This is a genomic window from Propionigenium maris DSM 9537, assembly GCF_027925155.1.
Taxonomy (GTDB): domain Bacteria; phylum Fusobacteriota; class Fusobacteriia; order Fusobacteriales; family Fusobacteriaceae; genus Propionigenium; species Propionigenium maris.
Map to the genome: position 1 here is coordinate 25,513 of NZ_BSDY01000022.1, position 20,987 is coordinate 46,499.

Here is a 20,987-nt window from a genome sequence, read left to right on the forward strand (position 1 = left end):
TCATCTACTACCCCTCTACATTCTCTAAAAAAATCTTCCTCACTCTTTCCATTTCACCGTTTATATACAATGCCGCAATAAGTGCCTCAAATGCTGTTGCCTCACGATACTCATCTATACTGCAGCTTCTGGGAAAGCTTCTTATATTGCTGTTCTTAGCTCTCCTGGCCACTGCCTTGTATTCATCTTCCATATCATCGATTATATTTCTGTATATCCTGCTCTGACCCTTCGCGTTTACATAGTTTACTGCCAGCTTATTCAGCTTGTTTACCTTATGTCCCGTGGCAATAAAGTACTCCCTTACCACTATCTCCCACACTGCATCTCCAAGATATGCCAGGGATAGACCATTTGTTTCCTTGATATTTATATCGACCATGTTGTCTTGTCCCTTCCGTCCTTTATGGAGATTCCCATCTCTGCCAGCCTGTCCCTGATTGCATCAGCCTTGGCATAGTTCTTCTCCTTCTTTGCTTCGGTTCTCAGTTCTAGGATATACTCCACAAGCTCAGCTGTCATATTTCCTACCTGCTTCTCAGTCTTAAGCTCCACTCCTAATACCTCGGTCATAGCTTCACCTATAAACTCCACAGACTCGCTCATAGCCTTCTTTCCTGCTTCACTTACCTCATTGGTATCCAGGAATCTGTTTAGCTCCTTTACCAGCTCAAAGATTGCTCCCATTCCAAGAGCTGTATTGAAGTCCTCATCCATTCCTGCTATAAACTTAGCCTTGGAATCTGTAAGCACCTTTGAAAGCTCCTCTGCCATCCTATTGTCCTCTGTATTAGCTGCATCCTCCAGCCTCTCATTGGCCCTGATGATGCTGTTTTCGATTCTTTCCACTGCTGCCTTAGCTTGCTTCATCTCATCCTCAGAGAAGTCAATAGGCTTTCTATAGTGAGAGCTCAGTACAAAGAACCTTACAACTCTACCATCATACTTTTCCAGCACCTCTCTCAGCAGGAAGAAGTTTCCTAAAGACTTGGACATCTTCTCTCCCTTGACATTGATGTAGCCGTTGTGGATCCAGTATCTTGCGAACTCTCCCCCAGTAGAACACTTAGACTGAGCTATCTCATTCTCGTGGTGCGGGAAGATAAGATCCTGTCCCCCTCCATGGATATCAAATGTTGGTCCCAGAAGCTTATTTGACATTGCAGAACACTCTATATGCCAACCTGGTCTTCCCTGTCCCCAAGGCGATCCCCATGCTGGTTCTCCCTCCTTAGCTGATTTCCAAAGGGCAAAGTCCACTGAAGATCTCTTTACACTTGCCTCTGCTCCCGTTCTTCCGCTTGCTCCAGACTTCAGATCATCTATATTCTTTCCAGAGAGCTCTCCATACTTCTCCTTGTAGGCCTCTACATTGAAGTACACATCTCCCTGAGATTCATAGGCAAATCCCTTATTTTCAAGGTCCTTGATTATCTTGATCATCTCACCGATATACTGGGTAGCTCTCGGTCTTATCATTCCCTCTTCCTTAAGGTTTACCTTGGCTGTATCCTCGAAGTAGGCTGCTATATATTTTTCACCTATCTCCTTTAGGGATACCCCCTCCTCATTGGCCTTCATTATCATCTTGTCGTCTACATCGGTAAAGTTCTGTACATACTTTACCTTGTACCCTCTGTAGTCCAGGTATCTTCTTACAGTGTCAAAGAAGATAGCAGGTCTCGCGTTTCCTATATGAATATAGTTGTATACGGTAGGTCCGCATACATACATGGATACCTCTCCCTCCTTCATGGGTTTAAATTCTTCTATTTTTCCAGTCAGAGTATTGTGTAATCTTATCATCATTTCACCCCTCGTTATTATAATTTTATTTTAATTTCTTTTATCTCAGTGCTTCATAAGCTATATCTCTTGTGGCTTCCTCATTCAGCTCAAGCTCCAGGAGAATACCTCTGGCGCTGACTTTTCCGGTAAGCTTCCCTCTGGAATCCTCTCCAAAGGCTCTGTCAACTAGGTTCATAGGCAGGTCTCCGTAGATAAATGTACCCTTTTCTACCTTCACTCCGTCCCCTGTCTCCTCCATGCTTCCAGCTCTGAGTACCTTTCCGTCCAGTACAACCTCGCTGTTGCCATAGAGCATCCTGTCCTTCTGCCCGAAAAAGCCGAATATCTTTCTTATAGTCTTTGTATCCTTCAGCGGGATCATCCAGGAGTTACTCTTCACATCCACTACGATCTCCCCGTCTATCTGATTAAATATATCCTCTAAAGTTACTCCCAGCATACCAAATACCATATTGAAAGCATTCAGTTCATTGGAGTTCATATTTTTTAGTGCTATAGCCAGGGTTCCTCCGATATTGTTTCCGGAGATATATAATCTGTCTTTCCCTGCAAACTTCTCATACCTTCTCTCCTCAGGCTGCTCCTTGAGGGAATCCATAAACTCTCCCCCTCCGAAGAGCTCATTGGATACAGTGAGCCTTTCCCCCTTGAGGTCGACTCCTGCAACTCCACCATTTACTCCCATGGCATCAAAGAGTAGGTCCCCCTTGAGGTCCATAAGAACCTTACCAAAACTTCCCACCTTGGATTTTTTGTCTAGATCCTGTAGCCTGCCTTCCTTGGCTTTAGGTGCTTCCAGAAACCTGTCAATTACATCGGTAGAGAGGGCTGCTATAAAGTAACCCCTGTAGGCCTTTAGGTAGACATCTGCTCCTGCTAGCTCCCTGGGTTTCCTCTCCTCCTTGAGGACATAGAACTCACCCCTTCTATCAAAGTAATCTGTCACCTTGGGTTTTATCCCCAGGTAGGCAATCCCTGTATCCACTACCATAACCTCTTCGCTGAAGGTATTGTCGATCATATCAAAGGAGAATAAGTATACATCCTTCAAGGCCTTTCTTCCAAGGTCGATATCCTTCCAAAGTTCTTCCCTTCCGCTTTCTTCCATGCCCTTCTCTATAAAGGTATAGTCATGCTTGTTTATCCCTCTGTTAACATAGACCTGCTTTATCCCCTCCTTAAAGAAGGTTGAGCTATCTACCCTATAGATAAAGTTAAAGCTTAAGAAAAATACCGCAACTACCGCTAAAATTAAGATTATCAATCCCTTTATAACTTTCAAGGCTGCCTCCTATTGGTATCTTTTATTTTGGATCCTCTTTAGCTCCCTAATTGTAAGGTCGATATCCTCACTCTTCATTACAGGAGAACTAAATCTGGCTCTTCTAATCTCTCTTTCAGGCATATCCACAAAAAGGGTATCCTCCTTGAGATACTCTCCCTTAGCCATAATCTTTCCAGTTGGAGCTACAACCTCTGAACCTCCCCAGAAGCTCACTCCGTCCTCTACTCCCACTCTGTTAACCATTATAAAATAGGTTCCGGTCATGGTAGCTGTCTGATAAGCTATCCCCTCCCAGTCCTTAGCCATGGAATCCACTCCCAGTTCAAATCCTCTGGCAGGGCTGCTCACAAGACAGAAGATATAGTCCGCTCCATCCTGTCCCAGGATATACGATGCCGACTGATGCCATGCATCCTCACAAATTAGTACACCAAATCTTCCGTGCTTGGTGTCAAAAGCTCTGAATCTGTCTCCACTCTTAAAGTACCTTCCCTCAAAAAACATTCCATAGGTAGGAAGGTATACCTTTCTGTGAGTATGAGTCACCCTTCCGTCCTCCAGATAAAATGCAGAGTTGTAGATAAAGTTATCCTTGCCCTTTTCAACTCCTCCAAAGAGGATACTGATATCTCTGCTTGCCTCCAGAAGCTTCTGAGGAATCTCTACACATACATCGTAGACCATCTCCTCCAGAAGGTATCCCGAAAGAGCCAGCTCTGGAAATACAACTATATCCATACCTTTTTCCTTGGCTTCCTCTACCTTCCCCATCATTATCTCAAGGTTTTTTTCTATATTTCCCAATGTCGGTTTTATCTGCGCTATTGCTGCCTTCATCCTTCCCCCTTTACAGATGTTTTAAATCTTCTACCGTTGTTATCTTTATATTTCCGTAGCTTCCCTCTACTATCTTTACCCTTCCCCCTATATACTCCACAAGGGATGAGTCATCTGTTCCCAGCCAACTGTCTTCAGCTGCTTTCTCATAGGCCTTCACAAGGAGCTCTCCCTTAAATACCTGAGGTGTCTGAGCTGCCACAAGGGTTGACCTCACAGGGGTAGACTGAATTATTCCATTCTCATCTACCACCTTTATGGTGTCCTTTACAGGGACTCCCACTACCACTCCGTCTAGTCCATCTTTCCTGAGCTCCTCATAGGCACTCTCTATGAAACCATCCTCTATAAAGGGTCTCACTCCGTCCTGCACCCCTATAAGGTCACTGTCTCTGCACTCCTGAATAGCGTTGTAGATAGAATCCTGTCTCTCTCTTCCCCCGGCAACTACCCTGGCAACCTTGTGGATAGAGTACTCTCTGCAGTACCTCTCTACTTCTTCAATATAGTCTGAGTTGGTCACCACCACTATATCCGTTACCAGCTTATTACCGTTTATCTTCTCAAGGGTATGGATGAATATGGGCTTTCCCTCCCACTCTAAAAACTGCTTGGGGTATCCCAGTCCCATCCTCTTCCCTACTCCTGCTGCTGCCACTATAAAGGTATATTTTTTCACTTCAATATCCTTTCTTGATTAATTATTTTTACATCACTACTTAAGAGTCACCACAGTACATCCCAGTCCACCCTCATTCTGGTTGGCTGTTCTGAAGCTCTTTACATATCTGCATGTCTTCAGGTACTCTAAGATACCAGTTCTAAGAGCTCCAGTTCCCTTTCCGTGAACTACATAGATCTCATTGTAACCACTTAGCAGAGCACTGTCCAGATAGGTTTCCAGTTCATGGATTCCCTCATCCACCATCTTTCCTCTCAGGTCTACCTGAGACTTGGCTGCTGCTCTTCTGCTTACGTGGGTCTTTGTATAGGTCTTCTTCTTTGGCTCCTGACTTAGTTTAACATCATCTAGTGGTACCTCCAGCTTCAGGATTCCTGCCTGTATCTGTACCGCTTCCTTGGATGCTATTACCCTTGTAATTACTGCTTTCTGGTTGAGGCTCTTTACAAACACCTCGTCTCCCTCTTTAACTGTGATCTTTCTCTTGATCTTAGGCTTTACAGCTACTTTCTTAGATTTATCTTCATTCAGGGCCGATCTCAGCATATTCAGACTCTTCTGAAGTTTCTTGGCATCGTCCTTCTTACTCTCCTCAGTCTGGATCTTATCCACAAGAGCCTTGGCCTTGGACTGCATCTCCTTCATCATCTTATCTGCCTTAGAATATGCTTCCTTCAGGATCTCATTTTTTTCCTTCTCAAGAGTTCTGAGCTTCTCCTCATACTCCTCCTTGTTTTTAAGGGCTTCATCCTTCAGTCTTTCAACCTCAGCCTTCATCCCGTCCAGTTCCTCCGACTGCTCCCTTATATTGGAGATCATCGTCTCTACCTTCTTATCCTCATCACTTATATAGGATTTGGCTCTGTCTATTACCTCTCCTAGCACACCCAGCCTCTTTGCGATAATAAGGGCATTACTCTCTCCGGGAATCCCCATAAGTAGCTTATATGTAGGTGAAAGGGTCTCCAGGTTAAACTCCATGGAAGCTGTCTCAATTCCGTCGGTATTGTAACCATGAGCCTTTACCTCACTATAGTGGGTCGAGATAAGGGACTTACACTTTCTCTCTGTCAGGTAGTCGATTACAGCCATTGCAAAGGCCGATCCCTCCATAGGATCCGTTCCCGATCCCAACTCATCTAGAAGCACAAGGGATGACTTAGTAACGTTCTCCAGGATCTCCTGCACATTCTTCAGGTGTGCCGAGAAGGATGACAGGGACTGCTCGATACTCTGCTCATCTCCAATATCTGCATATACCCCGTTAAAGTATCCTATGCTTGTTTTCTCACTTGCAGGAATAGGTATTCCAGATAGTGTCATCAGAGTAAGTAGTCCTGCTGTCTTTAGAGCTACCGTCTTACCTCCGGTATTTGGTCCTGTAATAAGAAGGGTATTGTAGTCCCTACCTATCTCAAATGTTAGAGGTACTACCTCCCTCTCATGGATAAATGGATGTCTTGCTTCCACCAGGCTTATAACTTCCCTGGTATTTAGCTCTGGTATTACACACTTCTTTTCCAGAGAGTATGTAGATTTTGCCATAAGCTTGTCTATATCAAGGATGGCATCTCCTACCTGGTTTATTCCCTCTGAGTTCACCCTTATCTGGTCTGTAAGTCTTAGAAGGATCTTTCTTATCTCCTCCCTCTCCCTTACCTCTAGCTCCCTCATCTTGTTGTTGAGGGAAACAATAGTCAGGGGCTCGATAAATACCGTCTGACCACTTGCTGATCTGTCGTGCTCTATTCCCTTGATCTGACCCTTGAAGTCTGCCTTTATAGGGATAACGCTTCTCCCCTCTCTCATGGTAACTATTTTTTCCTGGATAGCTTTGACATAGGCCGGGTTGGTAAACATATCGTCAAACTTCTTCTTGATATTTGCATTTATGATCTTCTGCTGCATCCTGATATCTCTCAGGTCCAGGGAAGCGTCATCCTTTATCTTCTTCTCATTGTCTATGGCTTTATTTATTATCTCCTCTATTCCCTTATAGAGGGGCATCCCCTTAAACTTATGAGTCAGGTGCTTATACTTACCCAGCTCCTCCAGCTTTCCAATGAAAAGTCTGAATATCTTAAGGTTTTCCTTTATGTGCCATACCTCTTCTGGGTCCAGATAGGTTCCTACAAGACTTGTCTTCCTTACAATGCTCTTTATATTCTTCATTCCAGCAGCTTCCATACCGCCGTCATACTTTAAAAATTCCATAAACTCTCTTACAAGGTCTAACTCCTTCTTTACCGAGTTAAGATCTGAATATGGCATCATCTCTAATATTTCTACCTGTGAATCCTCTATATTGGAGTAGCCGGCAATCTCTTCTCTGAGCTTGTCAAACTCCAAAACACTCAAACTATGATTGTTCATCTTAAACCACCTTATAACTAGATTTTTTCACTCTATTATAACACAATAAAAACCTTTTGCCTATGAAGCTCCAGCCAAGGTTTTCAAAAAAGACTTGATATTTATTGGGGATGATGATATAATAATTTGCAAAATGTTTATAAGGAGGTGTACATAATGAAAAGATGTGAAATTTCTGGTAAGGGAATGCAGTTTGGTCACGCAGTATCTCACTCGCACAGACTTAACAACAGAGTTTGGAAGCCAAACCTACAGCCAACTAAGATCATGATCAACGGACAGCCACTTAAAGTTAAAGTTTGTTCTAAAGTTCTTAAGACTATCAAGGGAGCTACTGAAGTAGAAGTTCTTAAAGTTCTTAAAGCTAACGAGAAGACTCTTAGCCCTAGAATTGCTAAAGCTCTTGCTAAGTAATTCCAATAAAAAAAGACAGTGCTCACAAAGAACTGTCTTTTTTTATTGCTTTTATTTATATTTTACCGACTCACTTCTGCCCTCTTAAAATGAGTCCTTCCATGCATTGTAGTTCTCTCTTTCCATAGCCATCTTTTCCTTTATCTCTTCCTCGCTACGTAATCCCCAGGTGTCCTTTTTCTCAGTTGAAGATATGACTACACTTTCCTCAGGTTCCGCCAGCTCTATACTTTCACTTCTATAGTTCTGTCTTGCTGTATTTTCAGCCTCTATCTTCTCCTCAAACTTCTTATTGGATTCTATGAGGGCTCCTCCCGCTGCTCCTAGTGCCGCACCTATCCACGCTTCATCATTTCCGCCTACTATATGCCCAACTGCTGCTCCCACACCGGCTCCCACTGCTGCTCCCTTTACTCCGGCTTCTGCGCTCATAAAGGTAATCAGCATAGCAAGCATAAAAATCACAGATCTTATCTTCATAGCCTCAACTCCTTCCTATTAATATTATAACACCCTTTTTCCAGCGGTGTACCTTAAATTTTCATACAAAAAAAGACCGGTTATCCCGGTCTTCATAGATTACTTAGATACAGTTGTTGTGTAAGGAAGTAAAGCTATGTTTCTAGCTCTCTTGATTGCAGTAGCAATCTTTCTCTGAAGCTTTGCAGAAGCACCGTTTGCTCTTGCAGGCTTGATTCTTCCCTTATCGTTAAGGAAGTTTGCTAGTACCTCTACGTTCTTGTAGTTGATATCAGCTTCCTTTACTCTTAATCTAGGTTTTCTTCTTCTTCTAGGTTTTCTGAAATCTGCCATTAGTTACACCTCCTGAGATATTGATAGATGGGATTTCTCCCCAAAACTACAGTCTATAGGACTATCCTATTCCTGAAATAAAATTACTTCTGCTTAACTACGATGTATCTCATAAGACCTTCAGTAATGTTAAGCTTTCTCTCTACTTCAGTTAACTGAGTTCCGTCGATCTCAAAAGTAGTAAGTACGTAGAATCCGCTTGTCTTCTTGTCGATAGCGTATGCTAGTTTTCTCTCTCCCCACTTTTCAGTCTTAAGGTCAGCTGCTCCAGCTTTAGTAAGAGTCTCCTCTACCTTAGCTACTAGTGCATCTCTACCGTCAGCCATTACAGTTGGGTTGATGATGTACATAATTTCATACTTTCTCATTAATATTACCTCCTCCCTCTGGTTTTAGCCTAAGAATCTAGTTCTTAAGCAGGGCAAGGATTATTATATCAGATTTTTCATACTTTTTCAATGATTTTATCCGTTTTTTCTAACCCATGGTGGAAGATCAAGGTCTTCCTCTACATTTTGTGGTGTTCCCAGAGTTACCTGCTCCGTCTTCTGTTCCACCTTTTCAGTTGGCGCTACATTGATGAATGGCTCACTCTTGTGATCATCCTCTAAGAAGTTAGTTGCAACAACAGTTACCTGGATCTTATCTCCATACTCCTCATCTATTACAGTTCCAAACATTACATCCTCTGCTGCCTTACCTGCTGCATCCTTTACTAGGTTAGATACTGCAAATGCCTCCTGTAGGGCAAGAGTAGATGGTCCAGTGATGTTTATAAGTATCTTACTTGCTCCAGAGATAGACTTCTCTAGAAGAGGTGACATAAGAGCTTTTTCAGTTGCCTTAGCTGCTCTGTTTTCTCCCTCGGCTTCTCCAAATCCAATCATAGCAATTCCAGAGTTTACCATACTGGTTCTTATATCAGCAAAATCCAGGTTGATTAGTCCCTGCTGAGTTACAAGGTCTGCCACACCCTTTATTCCTATCTTAAGGATGTTGTTGGCTTCCTTAAATGCATTTTGAAGAGTTATTGTCTTTTCTGGCAGCTCAAATAACTTATCATTTGGTACTACAACAAGAGCATCTACAAACTCCTTCATTCCACAAATTCCAAGGTCTGCATTGCTCATTCTCTTTCTTCCTTCAAATGAGAACGGCTTCGTTACCACTCCCACAGTAAGCACTCCAAGCTCCTTAGCTATCTTGGCAATTATAGGAGCTGAACCTGTACCAGTTCCTCCACCCATTCCTGCTGTTATAAAGAGCATATCTGTTTCCTCTAGAAGCGCCTTTATCTTCTCCACATCTTCCTCTGCTGCCTGCTTTCCTATCTCAGGGTCTGCACCTGCTCCCAGTCCTCTTGTGAGCTTCTCTCCAAGCTGTATTCTTATATCAGCCAGTGAGTTGTGTAGATCCTGGGCATCGGTATTTGCAGCAATATACTCTACTCCGTCTACTCCCTCAGATATCATATCGTTGATGGCGTTTCCTCCTCCGCCACCAGCACCAATTACTTTTATTCTTACTAAAGACTCATTTGTCTGTATCATGCGCCTGCCTCCTGCTCCTTCTAAATAAATTCCTTTATCCAGCTCTTCATATTATCAAAAATTCCAGATTTTTCAACCTTTGGCTTTGCCGCCTTCTTTTCCTTACCTTCCGAAGCCTTGACCTCTTCCTTAGGTTTTTCCTGAGGTTCCTCAGCTTTTACCTCTTCCTTTATAACTTCCTTCTCAGGATTCTTTATCTTAAAGTGCTCCTTTTCCAGCACCTCCAGTAGTATTCCCAGTACTGTGGAGTAGGAAGGTAGAGCTTCCACCATTCCCCTTATCTTGATAGGTTCTCCTACCCTTACCTTGTAGTTGAGGTTTTTAGCCAGCTCCTCCACTACCTCAGCCATAGTGACTGCTCCTCCTGTAAGGATAACACCATTTCCTAGGTATCCCTTAAACCCTGATTCCTCTAGAGCCTTGGACAGGTAGTTAACTATATCTCCGCTTCTTGCATCAAAGAGACCCCTTATAGATTGAATGCTGAAGGATCTTACTTCCTCTCCCACCTTCATCTCTATATTTTCCTCAGCCTTGTTCTCATTGTAGAGCTCCTTAAGCTTGAGGGCGTCGCTCTTTTCCATCTTAAACATATAGGCTAGGTCATTTACATAGTGCATCCCGCCTATTGGTATACTCTTAGAATAGATGAGTTTACCGTTTTTAAAGATTATAAGGTCTGTAGACCCCTCTCCTATATCCGCAAGGGCCACTCCCATCTTCTTGTCATCTTGTGTAAGGATAGCCTGAGCTGAAGCATAGGAATTTAGAGTTATCTCCTCTACACCAACTCCCGCTCTGTTCACAGCTTCTACCAGTAGCTCAAGCTGTGCTTTCTCTGCAGTTATGAGGTGGACATCCCCCTCTAAGCTGCCTCCTATTATGCCCACTGGATTCTTAAGGATCCCAGAGTTATCCACTCTTATATTGTATAGCTCCTTCTTTATTACACTTTCTCCAGAGAGAGTTTCCTTCTCTGCCAGTTCATAGAGGTTATCAAGGTGATCTTCCTTCACTACCTCTTCATCCTCTGAAAAGTTAAACTTCATATTTCTGGTTACCGACTTTAAGTGGTCCCCTCCTATACCTATAGAGGCTTTCTTTACAGATTTTCCTGTTTTTTCTTCCAGCTTCTCTATGGCTGTTCTGATGCACTCACTTAAGGTTTCAACATCTTCTACCTTTGATTTTCTTACTCCTTTTGAGACTACTTCTGTAGAGCCTAATACTCTTATTCTTTCACCGTCTCCGCTGAGTTCTCCTAAAATCGCTTTTACCCTGGAACTTCCTATGTCCAAGGCTGCCTTTAATACTACATCTCCCATAAAGCACTCTCCCGCTTACTTTACTATATAATCTCTAAAACGAATATCTATATACTCCAGGGGATCTCCCCCCGACTTCAACTTCAAGTAGAGCCGTTCTAGCAAACTATATTTCTCTTCTGGAACCTCCTGTTTAGTCTTTATTACCGTGCCATCCAGAAGAACCATCTTAATACAGTTTTCATCTTCCACATATAGCTGCGACACTAGACCTTCCAGTTGTTTTCCATTTATTCTTTCTAAGATTTCCGTTAATTCCTCTATTTCTTCCATATCTTTTATCGAGAGTATAGGATAGTCCTTCATAGGGAACTCCTCTAGATAGGAAAATACCTTTTTTCCCTCATCCAAAGAATAGATCTTCCCACTGTAAAGGATATAGAAGTGAGGTTTTTTACCCTTTATCCTTATCGTCACCTTGTTAGGAATCTGCTTCCTGACTGTGGCTTCCTCCACTCTTACATCCTCTTCCAGGATCTCCTCCAGCTTATCTGTATCCACATCCCAGATTAACCTTCCCTTGAGGAGAGCTACCTCTCCCTCCAGTTCCTTAGACACTATGCCTATATCCCCTTCCAGGCTGATCTCATCCAAAAAAAAGATATCGCTCTTCAAAAAAAAGTTATCTACATATGTAAAGGTGGTGAAAATTAAACAAATAAAGAAAAATCCAAAAATATTTTTCAAAATTTTAGCTCCTATTTTCCCAGGTTAATTATAATATTATCACTTTTTTTTTTACTATGCAATTGATGTAAGGATTTTTTTTACCACATCATCAAATGTATAGTTCTTAAGACTTGCGAGCTTAGGCAGTAAACTTGTTTCCGTCATACCGGGACAGGTGTTCACCTCTAGGAAGTAAACCTTCCCGTTGCTCAGTATGAAGTCACTCCTTGTCCCACCCTGAAGTCCCAGCTCCTCATGTATTGATTTTGCATACTTCATAGCTGTAGCATACTCATCCTCAGTGATCTTTGCAGGGTACTCATAGTCCGTCTTCCCTACTGTATACTTGGACTCATAGTCATAGGTTCCGTCGTGGGGCTTTATCTTCAGTACTCCCAGAGCTTCTCCGCACAGCACTCCTGCTGTAAGCTCCTCTCCCTTGACAAACTCCTCCATTATAGGTTCCTTCCCCTCTAGCTCCTTCAGGGCTGTTGCTGCTTCCTCCTTTGTTTGACAGATATAGAGTCCTACGCTGGACCCCTCCGAAACAGGCTTTACAACTACAGGGAAGTTTTCTATCTCATCTATACTCTTATATGTCTTAGGTATTCTTATGCCGATATTATCAGCAACTACCTTGGTTATATGTTTATCCATAGCCACAGCACTTGCAGTTGCTCCAGATCCTGTATACTTTTTCCCCAGCATGTCCAGCAGCCCCTGGATTCTTCCGTCCTCACCATACTCACCGTGAAGAGCCAGGAAAGCTACATCATAGTCGTTTTCCACAAAGGCTGAGACCAGGTTTTTCTCTACAAGATCCACTCCATATGCATTGTACCCCTGCCTGATAAGGCTTTCCAGGATAGCTCCTCCTGTTTTTAGGGATATCTCTCTTTCTGCTGATGTTCCACCCATAAATACTGCAACTTTCATTTTATTCCCCCACTACTATTATTTCTTCTTCTAGATCTATTCCGCTGTGCTTCTTTACCTCTTTTTTCACCTCAGCTATCAGTTCCTTGATGTCGCTGGCCTTGGCATCTCCGTGGTTTACAATAAAGTTTGGATGAACCATGGATATCTGTGCTCCTCCAACTCTCTTCCCCTGCATTCCTGCTTCAATAATAAGCCTTGCAGAGTAGTGTCCCTCTGGATTTTTAAATGTACTTCCCAGGTTTGGAAGGTCTAGAGGGTGGTTCCCTCCCCTCTTTTCCTTGAGCTCCTCTACCCTTGCTTCATCATATCCCTTCTGAAACTTAAAGGTAGTGCTGAGAACTATCCACTTCTTCTGCTGGATCTCAGTTTTTCTGTAGGTAAAGTGGATCTCATCCCTCTTAAGGGTTCTTATTTCATGGTTTTCATCTACTATCTCCACCTCTTCTATACAGTCGAAGATCTCCGTTCCGTAGGCTCCACCATTCATATATACTAATCCTCCAAGGCTACCTGGAATTCCAGCCAGGTTCTCAAGCCCGGAGTAATCATTTTCCTTCATATACTCAATGAAATCGTCAAAGTCGATTCCTGCCTCTGCCCTCACCAGGCCATCTCCTAAATCCTCTACCTTCTTAAGGTTTTTAAGGGAGATAAAGCTCACATCCATAAACTCATCTGAAAGAAGGGTATTGGTTCCGTTTCCAATTAAGAAGACCTTATCCCTCCCCTTTAAAGCCTCTACTATCTCCGACTTCTCCTCTATAACTATTAACTCCTTGGCACTTCCTCCAACCTTCATGTTGGAGAACTCCTTCATTTCGTGACTCTTATATATTTTCATCGGCTACTATCCTTTCATCTTCTCTGCTACTCTGTGAGCCAGGGCTGATATACTCCCTGCTCCCATGAATAAATAAGTGATATCTTGATTTTTTCCAGCTACATAATCCTCTATACTCTTCTCATCTCTTTCAATTCTTATATTCTTATGCTCACTTACTTCTAGCAGGTCTTCCAGGGTAACACCGAATTCATCCTTTTCTCCGGCAGCAAAAACTGGCATTATCACCACTTCATCTGCTCCCTTGAATACTCCCTTAAACTCATTCAATAAGAACTTTAATCTGCTGTATCTATGTGGTTGAAAGATCGCTACAATTCTATTTTCCTCCACACTCTTGGCTCCCTGAAGGGTAGCCTTTATCTCCGTCGGGTGGTGGGCATAGTCATCTACGATCTTTATTCCTTCGTCATAGAGTACATCATATCTTCTCTTGGCTCCCTTAAACTTTCTTAGAGCCTCTCTGATTCTCTCTACATCTACTCCGTGCTTCAATGCCAGGTAGATTACCGGCAGGGAGTTTGAGATATTATGATCTCCCGGTACTCCCAGAACAAACTCTCCTATGAGCTCTCCCCCTATGTGCACATCATAGCAGCTCATACCGTCCTTTACTCTCAGGTTGCCTCCCACTATATGAGCTTCCTTGCTGTCTATTCCATAAGTTGTGACCTTTGGATTTTCTCCTATGATCTTTCTTACATTGTCACAGTCTACATTAACCACTATCTCTTTTTTGGTTTTTTCCATAAACTCAATAAAGGATCTCTCTATATTCTCATATGATCCGTGGTTTTCCAGGTGATCCGCTTCAATATTGGTTATAATAGCCTCCGAGGAGTTTAGGTATAGGAATGAGTTGTCGCTCTCATCGGCCTCAGCGATGAAGATCCCCGATCTTCCACCTTGGGCATTGGAACCAATCTCTGGCACTATACCTCCCACAACAATTGTAGGGTCTACGCTTAACATAGCTGCTCCCAGCATAGAACTGGTTGTAGTCTTTCCGTGGGTTCCTGCTACAGCTATTCCTTCCTCCCTGTTCATCAGAAGGGCCAGAAGCTCTCCTCTCTTTATTACCTCTATTCCGTCCTTTACAGCTCTCTCATACTCTGGATTTCCCTGCTTTATGGCACTGGATCTCACTACGAGGTCTGCTCCCTCTACGTTTCTTTCATCGTGTCCGATGAATATCTTTATTCCCATCTCTTCAAGCTCATCTGTTGCATAGCTTCTCTTAAGGTCTGAACCAAGGACCTCATATCCCTGCTCACACATTATCTTAGCCAGTCCGCTCATACCTATTCCGCTTATTCCTATAAAAAATATTCTTTTCATTAGTTCCCCCAGATATCTATGTCGTTAGCGATCCTCTCAGCCGCATTTTCCTTCTGCATTATCTTCAGCTGCACCTTCATCCTAGCCATCTCCTTAGGATCCTTTATAAGGTCAAAGGCTCTGTCTATTGCTATCTCCGCCTCGGAGTTCCTGTGGACAAAGGCTGCCCCTGCTTCCTCCAGTATCTTGGCGTTCTCATACTGTCCTACTTTGATAGACTGATAGGGTACCAGTATCGCCGGTACTGCCAGCTCAATAATCTCTGATATAGTAAGTGCTCCTGCCCTGCAGACTATAAGGTCTGCTGCAGCCATGATGTTTGGCATATTTTCAAAGTAAGGCTTAATTACATCGTTGGCCTTATACTTCTTCACCTTGTTATTTACTTCTTCAAAGTGTCCCTCTCCAGTAGCCCAGTATATCCTTACCTTCTTATCCTCCAGAGCCAGATTCCACTTTTTAAGCAGTGCGTCATTTATACTTTTAGCTCCCAGGCTTCCCCCGGTAATTAGAAGAACCTTTTCATCCTCCTCTATCTTAAGCTTCTCTCTTTCAGTCTGCCTGTCTGCCAGATACACCTCTTTTCTCAGAGGGTTTCCAGTAACCTCAAGCCTTCTGTAATACTTTATTGGAAGTTCATCATAGGTCTTTTCAAAAGCCAGAAAGCTCTTATCTGCAAACCTGTAAAGAAGCTTATTGGCAAATCCTAGATTTGCATTCTGCTCCTGAAGGTAGACCTTCTTTCCAAGAATAAGCCCTGCCACAAGGATTGGCACCGATATATAATTTCCAAAACCTATTACTGCCTCTGGCCTCTCTCTCATAACTATAAAGATAGCCTGAATGATGCTCTTAAACATCTTAAAAAAACTTAGGGGTTTCTTTATGCTCAACGGGATTACATCCAAGCCAATAAACTTATACTTAGACCTTCCCAGTATATCCTTTTCCATCCTGTGCTTTGTTCCTACGAAGGAACATTCTACACCCTTTTCTCTTAGGGAGTCTGCTACAGCTATAGCCGGGTATATATGTCCTCCTGTTCCGCCTGTTGTTAATATTACCTTCTTCACCCTTATTCTCCCTTCCTAAAATATTTTCTTATCAGTTCCTTGAACCTGTCTCCCCTCTGGATATAGCTCTTAAACTGATCAAAGCTTGCTGTTGCCGGTGAGAGAAGAACTGTGTTTTTCTCCTCTGTATCGATTGCCTCATATATTTTTTCTACTACCCTGTCCAGGGTCCCCTCATTGTATAGAGCTTCCCTTGGATATCCGGTCTCAAGAAAGAGCCTCTCCAGCTCATCTCCAATCTCTCCTATGAGATAAACAGCCTTGGCCTGACTGGATACTCCCACCACAAGGGGAGTTAGGTCCAGCTTCTTGTCCACTCCTCCAAGTATTACAATGGGATCTTCATAGGCTCCCACTGCCATAAGGGTTGATTCCAGGTTGGTTCCCTTGGAATCATTTACAAAGAGGGTCTTCCCCCTTGTATAGAACTCCTCCATCCTGTGTTCCAGTGAGCCTGTATTATAGAGAAATTCTCTTACCCTCTCCCAATCCAGACCCTCTATCAGGGCCACTGCTATTATAAAGAGCTGATTTTCAAGGTTGTGCTTCCCCTTCAGGGAGAAGCTTCCCGAATCTGCAACTTCCTCACTGCCTGCAACAATCCTTTCTCCCTCACAGTGGATCATGGCTTCCTTGTCTTTCCTGGAAACAGTTATTCTCTTGGCTGCTATCCTGCTCCCTCTCTCCACTATCTCGTGAGAATCTACATTCAGTATAAAGTAATCCTCAGTGCTCTGATTCATGGTAATATTCATCTTTGTATCGTAGTACTCCTCTGCACCTTCATATCTGTCTAGGTGGTCTGGTGCAAGGTTTACTACCATTGCTATATCCGCCTTAAAGGTGTCCAGGTTTTCCAGCTGGTAGGAGCTCATCTCAAGAACTACATAGTCCAGTTCCTTCCCTCCTTTAATTTCCAGAACCAGCTCTGCAAAGGATCTTCCTATATTTCCCGCATACTCTGATCTTCTACCACAAAACTCCAGCATCTCCTTTATCTTTGTTGTAACTGTTGTTTTTCCATTGGTTCCTGTAACCGCTATTATCTTTGGCATCTTCCCCATCTCTGAAAGTTCCCTGTAGGCAACCTCCAGCTCATCTATTACCTCTACCCCTGATTCCCTGGCCCTTACAACCAGTTCTGTGTAGGGTATCCCCGGGCTCTTTATAAATAATGAGGTCCCCTCTATATGCTTTAGGGCTTCCTCAGATGAAATAGCCTTCTTGTCATCTACCAGCAGTACATCATATCCCTTTTCCAATAATAACTTCTGAGCTCCCATTCCACTCATACCAGCTCCATAAACTATAGCCCTTTTCATCTTCTACCACCAACCAAATATTATTTTCTAGATAAAAAGCAACGTGACGTTGCATCCTGATAATCAATTGGGACACTAGTTGCTTCATTTAATTTTTATAAATTCGATACTTTCTTTAATAATAAAAAAAATACTTTACTCCAACTTTCATTGGAGTAGACTATTTTTTCTATTTGTAAATATAACCACGGAGTTAACCGTGGTTATATGATTTAAAGTATTCCTCTTAGTCTTACCATTCCAAGAGCAGCTATTCCACACATTAGAGCTACGATCCAAAATCTCATAGTTACCTTTGTTTCTGGCAGACCATGAAGCTCAAAGTGGTGGTGGATAGGTGCCATCTTAAATATTCTCTTCTTTCTCATCTTGTATGAACCAACCTGAAGTATTACCGACATCGCTTCTATTACGAAAACAAGTCCTACCACAGGAAGGATTAACTCCTGCTTCAGGAAGATAGCCACTAGCCCAAGTACTCCTCCAAGAGTAAGGGATCCTGTGTCTCCCATGAATATCTGTGCCGGATAGAAGTTATACCAGAGAAACCCTAATCCTGCTCCGCAGAGAGTTCCCAGGAATACAGCTATCTCTCCTGCACCCCTTATATAGTGAAGGTTCAGGTAGTCACTCAGCTCTATGTGGCCGCTAAAGTAAGCTATTACTGCTAAGATGGAGGCTGCTATGATTACCGGCATAATTACCAGACCATCCAGACCATCTGTTATGTTTACTGCATTGGAAGTTCCAACTAGTATCAGCATAATGAATAACAGCATTAATCCCGCGCCGATATACAGGCTGGAGTTTGAGAATACCGGGTTGATTATAGAGAGGTCCAACACCCTGTCCCCTGTAAGGCCACTCTTATAGATAAAGCTCCAGGCAAGAAGACTTATCAGCCCCTGTCCCAGGATTTTCTTTCTTCCAGAAAGCCCCTTCTTGCTTTCAGTAAACTTTTTATAGTCATCTATAAAGCCGATAGCTCCAAAGAGAAGCATGGCTAGCAGGAGTATTCCCACAAACTTATTCCTTATATCTCCTATAACTATCATTGTAAAAAGGGTTGAAAGCACAATCAGTACTCCTCCCATCGTTGGAGTTCCCTTCTTGGAAAAGTGACTCTCAGGTCCCTCCTCCCTTATGGATTCACCCAGCTTCTTTCCCTTGAGGTATTTTATAAAGGGTTTACCTGTAAATAATACCGTTATAAAGGCCAGTAAGAATCCTATAAAAACTCTTAAATATATGGATTTAGCCCAGGCCATGGAGCTAAATATTTCACCCAAAAAATAAAGCATCTTCCTCTTCTCCCTCTTATCTTATTATTTCTTCCAGTTTCATTCCTCTAGATCCCTTAAGGAGAATTGTAGTTCTTCCCTCGATTCTGTCTATTCTTTTCACTATCTCTTCCTTACTTCCAAGGTAGAGAACCCTGTCTGTGTCTCCAAAGGCTTCCTTCAATGCTCTCATCTCATCTCCATAGAGAAGGATTAGGTCTACCTTGATACCCTCTAGATCGTCCTTCAGGTCCCTGTGGTAATCTCCGCTTCCCTCACCAAGCTCCAGCATATCTCCTAGCACCATCACCTTATAGGTGTCGTTATAGAGACTGTTAAAGCTTTTGAAAGCACTCCTCATAGAAAGAGGATCTGCATTGTAAGCATCATTTATATAAAGTTTTTCACTTATCTTTCTCTTCTCATATCTCATAGAGGAAAGGCTTGCCTCTTCCAGTCCTCCTCTTATCTCCTCATAGGACATCCCAAAGGTTTTACCCAGTGCCACGCCCAGAGCTGCATTTATAGCGTTGTAGTAACCGTTTATAGGGATTCTGTATTCCTCCCCCGACAGAGTGAAGTTCACTCCCTCCTCATCCTCAGCTACCCTGCTCAATATGAAGTTGTTTTCCTCTTCAAATCCTGCTTTTATTCCCTCTACATCCTTGAGGTATCTGTCATCTCCAAAGAGTATCCTTCTCTCCATAGGAAGATACTTCAGCATCTCTCCCTTGGCTTTAAAGACATTGTCTACGCTCTTTAAAAATTCCAGGTGAGACTCACCGATATTGGTTATTATCCCGTAATCTATCCCTGAGATCTCACAGAGAAGGTCTATCTCTCCAAAGCTGCTCATCCCCATCTCAAGAACGGCAAACTCATCCCCTTCCCTTAACTGGAGTATGGTATATGGCAGACCTATATGGTTGTTGTAGTTCCCCTGACTCTTGATCCCTCTGTACTTCTGAGAAAGGATAGAGTAAACTATATCCTTTGTTGAGGTCTTTCCATTGGTTCCTGTTATTCCTATTACCTTTACATCTAAGAGCTTCCTGTACTCCCTTGCAAGCTCCTGCATCGTCTCTATGGTATCCTCTACCAGGATGGCTCTGCTGTTGTCTATCTCTACCTCTGGATCATCGTAGATTACAAGGCTTGCTCCCCTTTCCAGGGTAGCTTCCACAAACTTGTTTCCACCGCCTATTGCAAAGAAGACATCTCCCTTCTCCACAAGACGACTATCCATTCTTACGTCCCTTATCTCCAACTGAAGATCCTGGTTTCTTCCCTTAAAAACATCCCTAAAAGCTGCTTCTATTTTCATAAGAAATACTCCTAATTATACCATTTTTAAACTTTTCCATCAATCTTAGCTCCCTCTTTCTTCCTTAAAAATTTTAGAAAAGTGGTAGAGGGAATCGTATACTTCTACATCCCTTCCTGCCTTAACTTCCTCAGATTTTCCATGACCTGTTCTTACTAGGACCCCTCTCATTCCAAGCCTTCTTCCTGCTTCTACATCACTCATCTTGTCCCCTACCATTATAGAGTTCTCAAGATCTATATCCAGATCCTCTTTAGCCTGTAAAAACATTCCAGGTTCTGGTTTTCTGCAGCCACAATCCTGCTTATACTCTCCTATCCCCTTTTCTGGATGATGTGGACAGTAGTAGTAAGCATCTACCCTTCCTCCGGATTCCTTGACCCTTCTGTCCAGATAGTCGTGAAGGGTTTTTACATCCTCCTCGCTGTAGTATCCTCTGGCGATTCCCGATTGATTTGTTACCACCACGATGAGGTACTCCGACTCTGAAAATACCTTAATGGCCTCAAGGGCTCCCTCTTCAAATTCAAAATCTTCCACCCTGTGAAGATAGTCCTTTTCCACATTGATGTTACCATCTCTATCTAAAAAGATACATTTTTTCATGATTTCTCCTCTTATCTTCTTCTTTTAAAGCTTAGGGGAATCAAATTATACACATTATCCCATAAAATCTTGTTGAAAATGTGATGAATTTTTACCCAATCACATAATTATATAACTTTTTTTATTTTTTTACAAAAAATAAAAAAAAGCTTGGCAAATTCCTATCCTCCCAGGGGGCTGCCCCCCAAGTACTTTCAGCGTTTACGGGCTTAACTTCTGGGTTCGATATGTGACCAGGTGTACCTCCGTAGCTATTTTTACCAAGCTATATAAACTATTTATTATTTTTAAAAAAATGGCGCTTCCAGCGGGGCTCGAACCTGCGACAACGCGATTAACAGTCGCGCGCTCTACCAACTGAGCTATGGAAGCGCAAGTAGCTTGGCAAGTTCCTATCCTCCCAGGGGGCTGCCCCCCAAGTACTTTCAGCGTTTACGGGCTTAACTTCTGGGTTCGATATGTGACCAGGTGTACCTCCGTAGCTATTCTCACCAAGCTATCTATTGA

At 42.8% G+C, this 20,987-nt stretch carries 21 protein-coding genes, 1 tRNA gene and 2 rRNA genes; 1 reads left to right on the forward strand and 23 read right to left on the reverse strand.

Translation table 11 applies throughout. The annotated features are described in order from the left end of the window. Positions 1-7 precede the first annotated feature (7 nt). The 6 genes from QMG11_RS16145 to QMG11_RS16170 are packed head-to-tail and all read right to left on the reverse strand — an operon-like array spanning position 8 to position 6,986. Entirely contained in the window at positions 8-382 is a 375-nt protein-coding gene (locus QMG11_RS16145) for a Mini-ribonuclease 3 (protein WP_281837354.1), read from the reverse strand. After that, positions 370-1,806, reverse strand: coding sequence for a cysteine--tRNA ligase (cysS, locus tag QMG11_RS16150; RefSeq protein ID WP_281837374.1), 1,437 nt, complete (start codon positions 1,804-1,806; stop codon positions 370-372). The genes QMG11_RS16145 and cysS overlap by 13 nt, the downstream gene beginning before the upstream one ends. A 40-nt stretch (positions 1,807-1,846) precedes the next feature. Next, positions 1,847-3,091 (reverse strand): hypothetical protein, encoded by a 1,245-nt coding sequence (locus tag QMG11_RS16155; protein WP_281837355.1) that lies wholly within the window; start codon positions 3,089-3,091, stop codon positions 1,847-1,849. Between the two features lie 9 nt (positions 3,092-3,100). Beyond that, on the reverse strand, positions 3,101-3,931 hold the full coding sequence (locus QMG11_RS16160) for a nitrilase-related carbon-nitrogen hydrolase (RefSeq protein WP_281837356.1): 831 nt from the start codon (positions 3,929-3,931) through the stop codon (positions 3,101-3,103). A 10-nt stretch (positions 3,932-3,941) separates the two neighbouring features. After that, on the reverse strand, positions 3,942-4,610 hold the full coding sequence (gene ispD / locus QMG11_RS16165) for a 2-C-methyl-D-erythritol 4-phosphate cytidylyltransferase (protein ID WP_281837357.1): 669 nt from the start codon (positions 4,608-4,610) through the stop codon (positions 3,942-3,944). A 36-nt stretch (positions 4,611-4,646) separates the two neighbouring features. Further along, a complete protein-coding gene (locus QMG11_RS16170; protein ID WP_281837358.1) occupies positions 4,647-6,986 on the reverse strand; it encodes an endonuclease MutS2 in 2,340 nt (779 codons plus the stop codon). A 156-nt stretch (positions 6,987-7,142) separates the two neighbouring features. Here QMG11_RS16170 and rpmB point away from each other — a divergent pair, with 156 nt between their 5' ends. After that, complete coding sequence (gene rpmB / locus QMG11_RS16175; RefSeq protein WP_281837359.1) at positions 7,143-7,400, forward strand: 50S ribosomal protein L28; 258 nt, start codon at positions 7,143-7,145, stop codon at positions 7,398-7,400. Positions 7,401-7,484: 84 nt separating this feature from the next. On the opposite strand, the gene QMG11_RS16180 is transcribed toward rpmB, so the two are convergent. From QMG11_RS16180 to rrf (QMG11_RS16260), 17 genes are all read right to left on the reverse strand, one after another. Beyond that, positions 7,485-7,880 (reverse strand): YMGG-like glycine zipper-containing protein, encoded by a 396-nt coding sequence (locus tag QMG11_RS16180; protein ID WP_281837360.1) that lies wholly within the window; start codon positions 7,878-7,880, stop codon positions 7,485-7,487. Positions 7,881-7,979: 99 nt separating this feature from the next. Then, the gene (gene rpsR, locus QMG11_RS16185; RefSeq protein ID WP_281837361.1) at positions 7,980-8,213 is read right to left on the reverse strand and encodes a 30S ribosomal protein S18; all 234 of its coding nucleotides are present in this window, start codon (positions 8,211-8,213) and stop codon (positions 7,980-7,982) included. Between the two features lie 83 nt (positions 8,214-8,296). Further along, complete coding sequence (gene rpsF / locus QMG11_RS16190; protein ID WP_281837362.1) at positions 8,297-8,581, reverse strand: 30S ribosomal protein S6; 285 nt, start codon at positions 8,579-8,581, stop codon at positions 8,297-8,299. A gap of 96 nt (positions 8,582-8,677) precedes the next feature. After that, complete coding sequence (gene ftsZ / locus QMG11_RS16195) at positions 8,678-9,763, reverse strand: cell division protein FtsZ (protein WP_281837363.1); 1,086 nt, start codon at positions 9,761-9,763, stop codon at positions 8,678-8,680. Positions 9,764-9,783: 20 nt separating this feature from the next. After that, on the reverse strand, positions 9,784-11,088 hold the full coding sequence (ftsA, locus tag QMG11_RS16200) for a cell division protein FtsA (RefSeq protein ID WP_281837364.1): 1,305 nt from the start codon (positions 11,086-11,088) through the stop codon (positions 9,784-9,786). 15 nt (positions 11,089-11,103) lie between these two features. Then, the gene (locus tag QMG11_RS16205; RefSeq protein ID WP_309302097.1) at positions 11,104-11,775 is read right to left on the reverse strand and encodes a cell division protein FtsQ/DivIB; all 672 of its coding nucleotides are present in this window, start codon (positions 11,773-11,775) and stop codon (positions 11,104-11,106) included. A gap of 54 nt (positions 11,776-11,829) precedes the next feature. Then, positions 11,830-12,693 (reverse strand): D-alanine--D-alanine ligase, encoded by an 864-nt coding sequence (locus QMG11_RS16210; RefSeq protein ID WP_281837365.1) that lies wholly within the window; start codon positions 12,691-12,693, stop codon positions 11,830-11,832. 1 nt (position 12,694) lies between these two features. Beyond that, positions 12,695-13,537 carry a UDP-N-acetylmuramate dehydrogenase gene (murB, locus tag QMG11_RS16215; RefSeq protein ID WP_281837366.1) on the reverse strand — a complete coding sequence of 281 codons (843 nt, stop codon included), beginning with the start codon at positions 13,535-13,537 and terminating at the stop codon, positions 12,695-12,697. A gap of 6 nt (positions 13,538-13,543) precedes the next feature. Then, entirely contained in the window at positions 13,544-14,875 is a 1,332-nt protein-coding gene (gene murC, locus QMG11_RS16220) for a UDP-N-acetylmuramate--L-alanine ligase (protein ID WP_281837367.1), read from the reverse strand. Then, positions 14,875-15,948 (reverse strand): undecaprenyldiphospho-muramoylpentapeptide beta-N-acetylglucosaminyltransferase, encoded by a 1,074-nt coding sequence (murG, locus tag QMG11_RS16225; RefSeq protein WP_281837368.1) that lies wholly within the window; start codon positions 15,946-15,948, stop codon positions 14,875-14,877. Before murG ends, murC begins: the two co-directional genes overlap by 1 nt. A 2-nt stretch (positions 15,949-15,950) precedes the next feature. Next, entirely contained in the window at positions 15,951-17,270 is a 1,320-nt protein-coding gene (gene murD, locus QMG11_RS16230; protein WP_281837369.1) for a UDP-N-acetylmuramoyl-L-alanine--D-glutamate ligase, read from the reverse strand. A 212-nt stretch (positions 17,271-17,482) separates the two neighbouring features. Beyond that, positions 17,483-18,571 carry a phospho-N-acetylmuramoyl-pentapeptide-transferase gene (mraY, locus tag QMG11_RS16235; RefSeq protein WP_281837370.1) on the reverse strand — a complete coding sequence of 363 codons (1,089 nt, stop codon included), beginning with the start codon at positions 18,569-18,571 and terminating at the stop codon, positions 17,483-17,485. A 16-nt stretch (positions 18,572-18,587) separates the two neighbouring features. Beyond that, positions 18,588-19,874: a UDP-N-acetylmuramoyl-tripeptide--D-alanyl-D-alanine ligase gene (locus tag QMG11_RS16240; protein WP_281837371.1), complete on the reverse strand. Its 1,287-nt coding sequence runs from the start codon at positions 19,872-19,874 to the stop codon at positions 18,588-18,590. Positions 19,875-19,919: 45 nt separating this feature from the next. Further along, on the reverse strand, positions 19,920-20,480 hold the full coding sequence (gene gmhB / locus QMG11_RS16245) for a D-glycero-beta-D-manno-heptose 1,7-bisphosphate 7-phosphatase (RefSeq protein WP_281837372.1): 561 nt from the start codon (positions 20,478-20,480) through the stop codon (positions 19,920-19,922). Positions 20,481-20,628: 148 nt separating this feature from the next. Continuing rightward, positions 20,629-20,745: ribosomal RNA gene (gene rrf, locus QMG11_RS16250) — 5S ribosomal RNA — on the reverse strand. Between the two features lie 31 nt (positions 20,746-20,776). After that, positions 20,777-20,852: transfer RNA gene (locus QMG11_RS16255), tRNA-Asn, on the reverse strand. 7 nt (positions 20,853-20,859) lie between these two features. Further along, positions 20,860-20,976: ribosomal RNA gene (gene rrf / locus QMG11_RS16260) — 5S ribosomal RNA — on the reverse strand. Positions 20,977-20,987 lie beyond the last annotated feature (11 nt).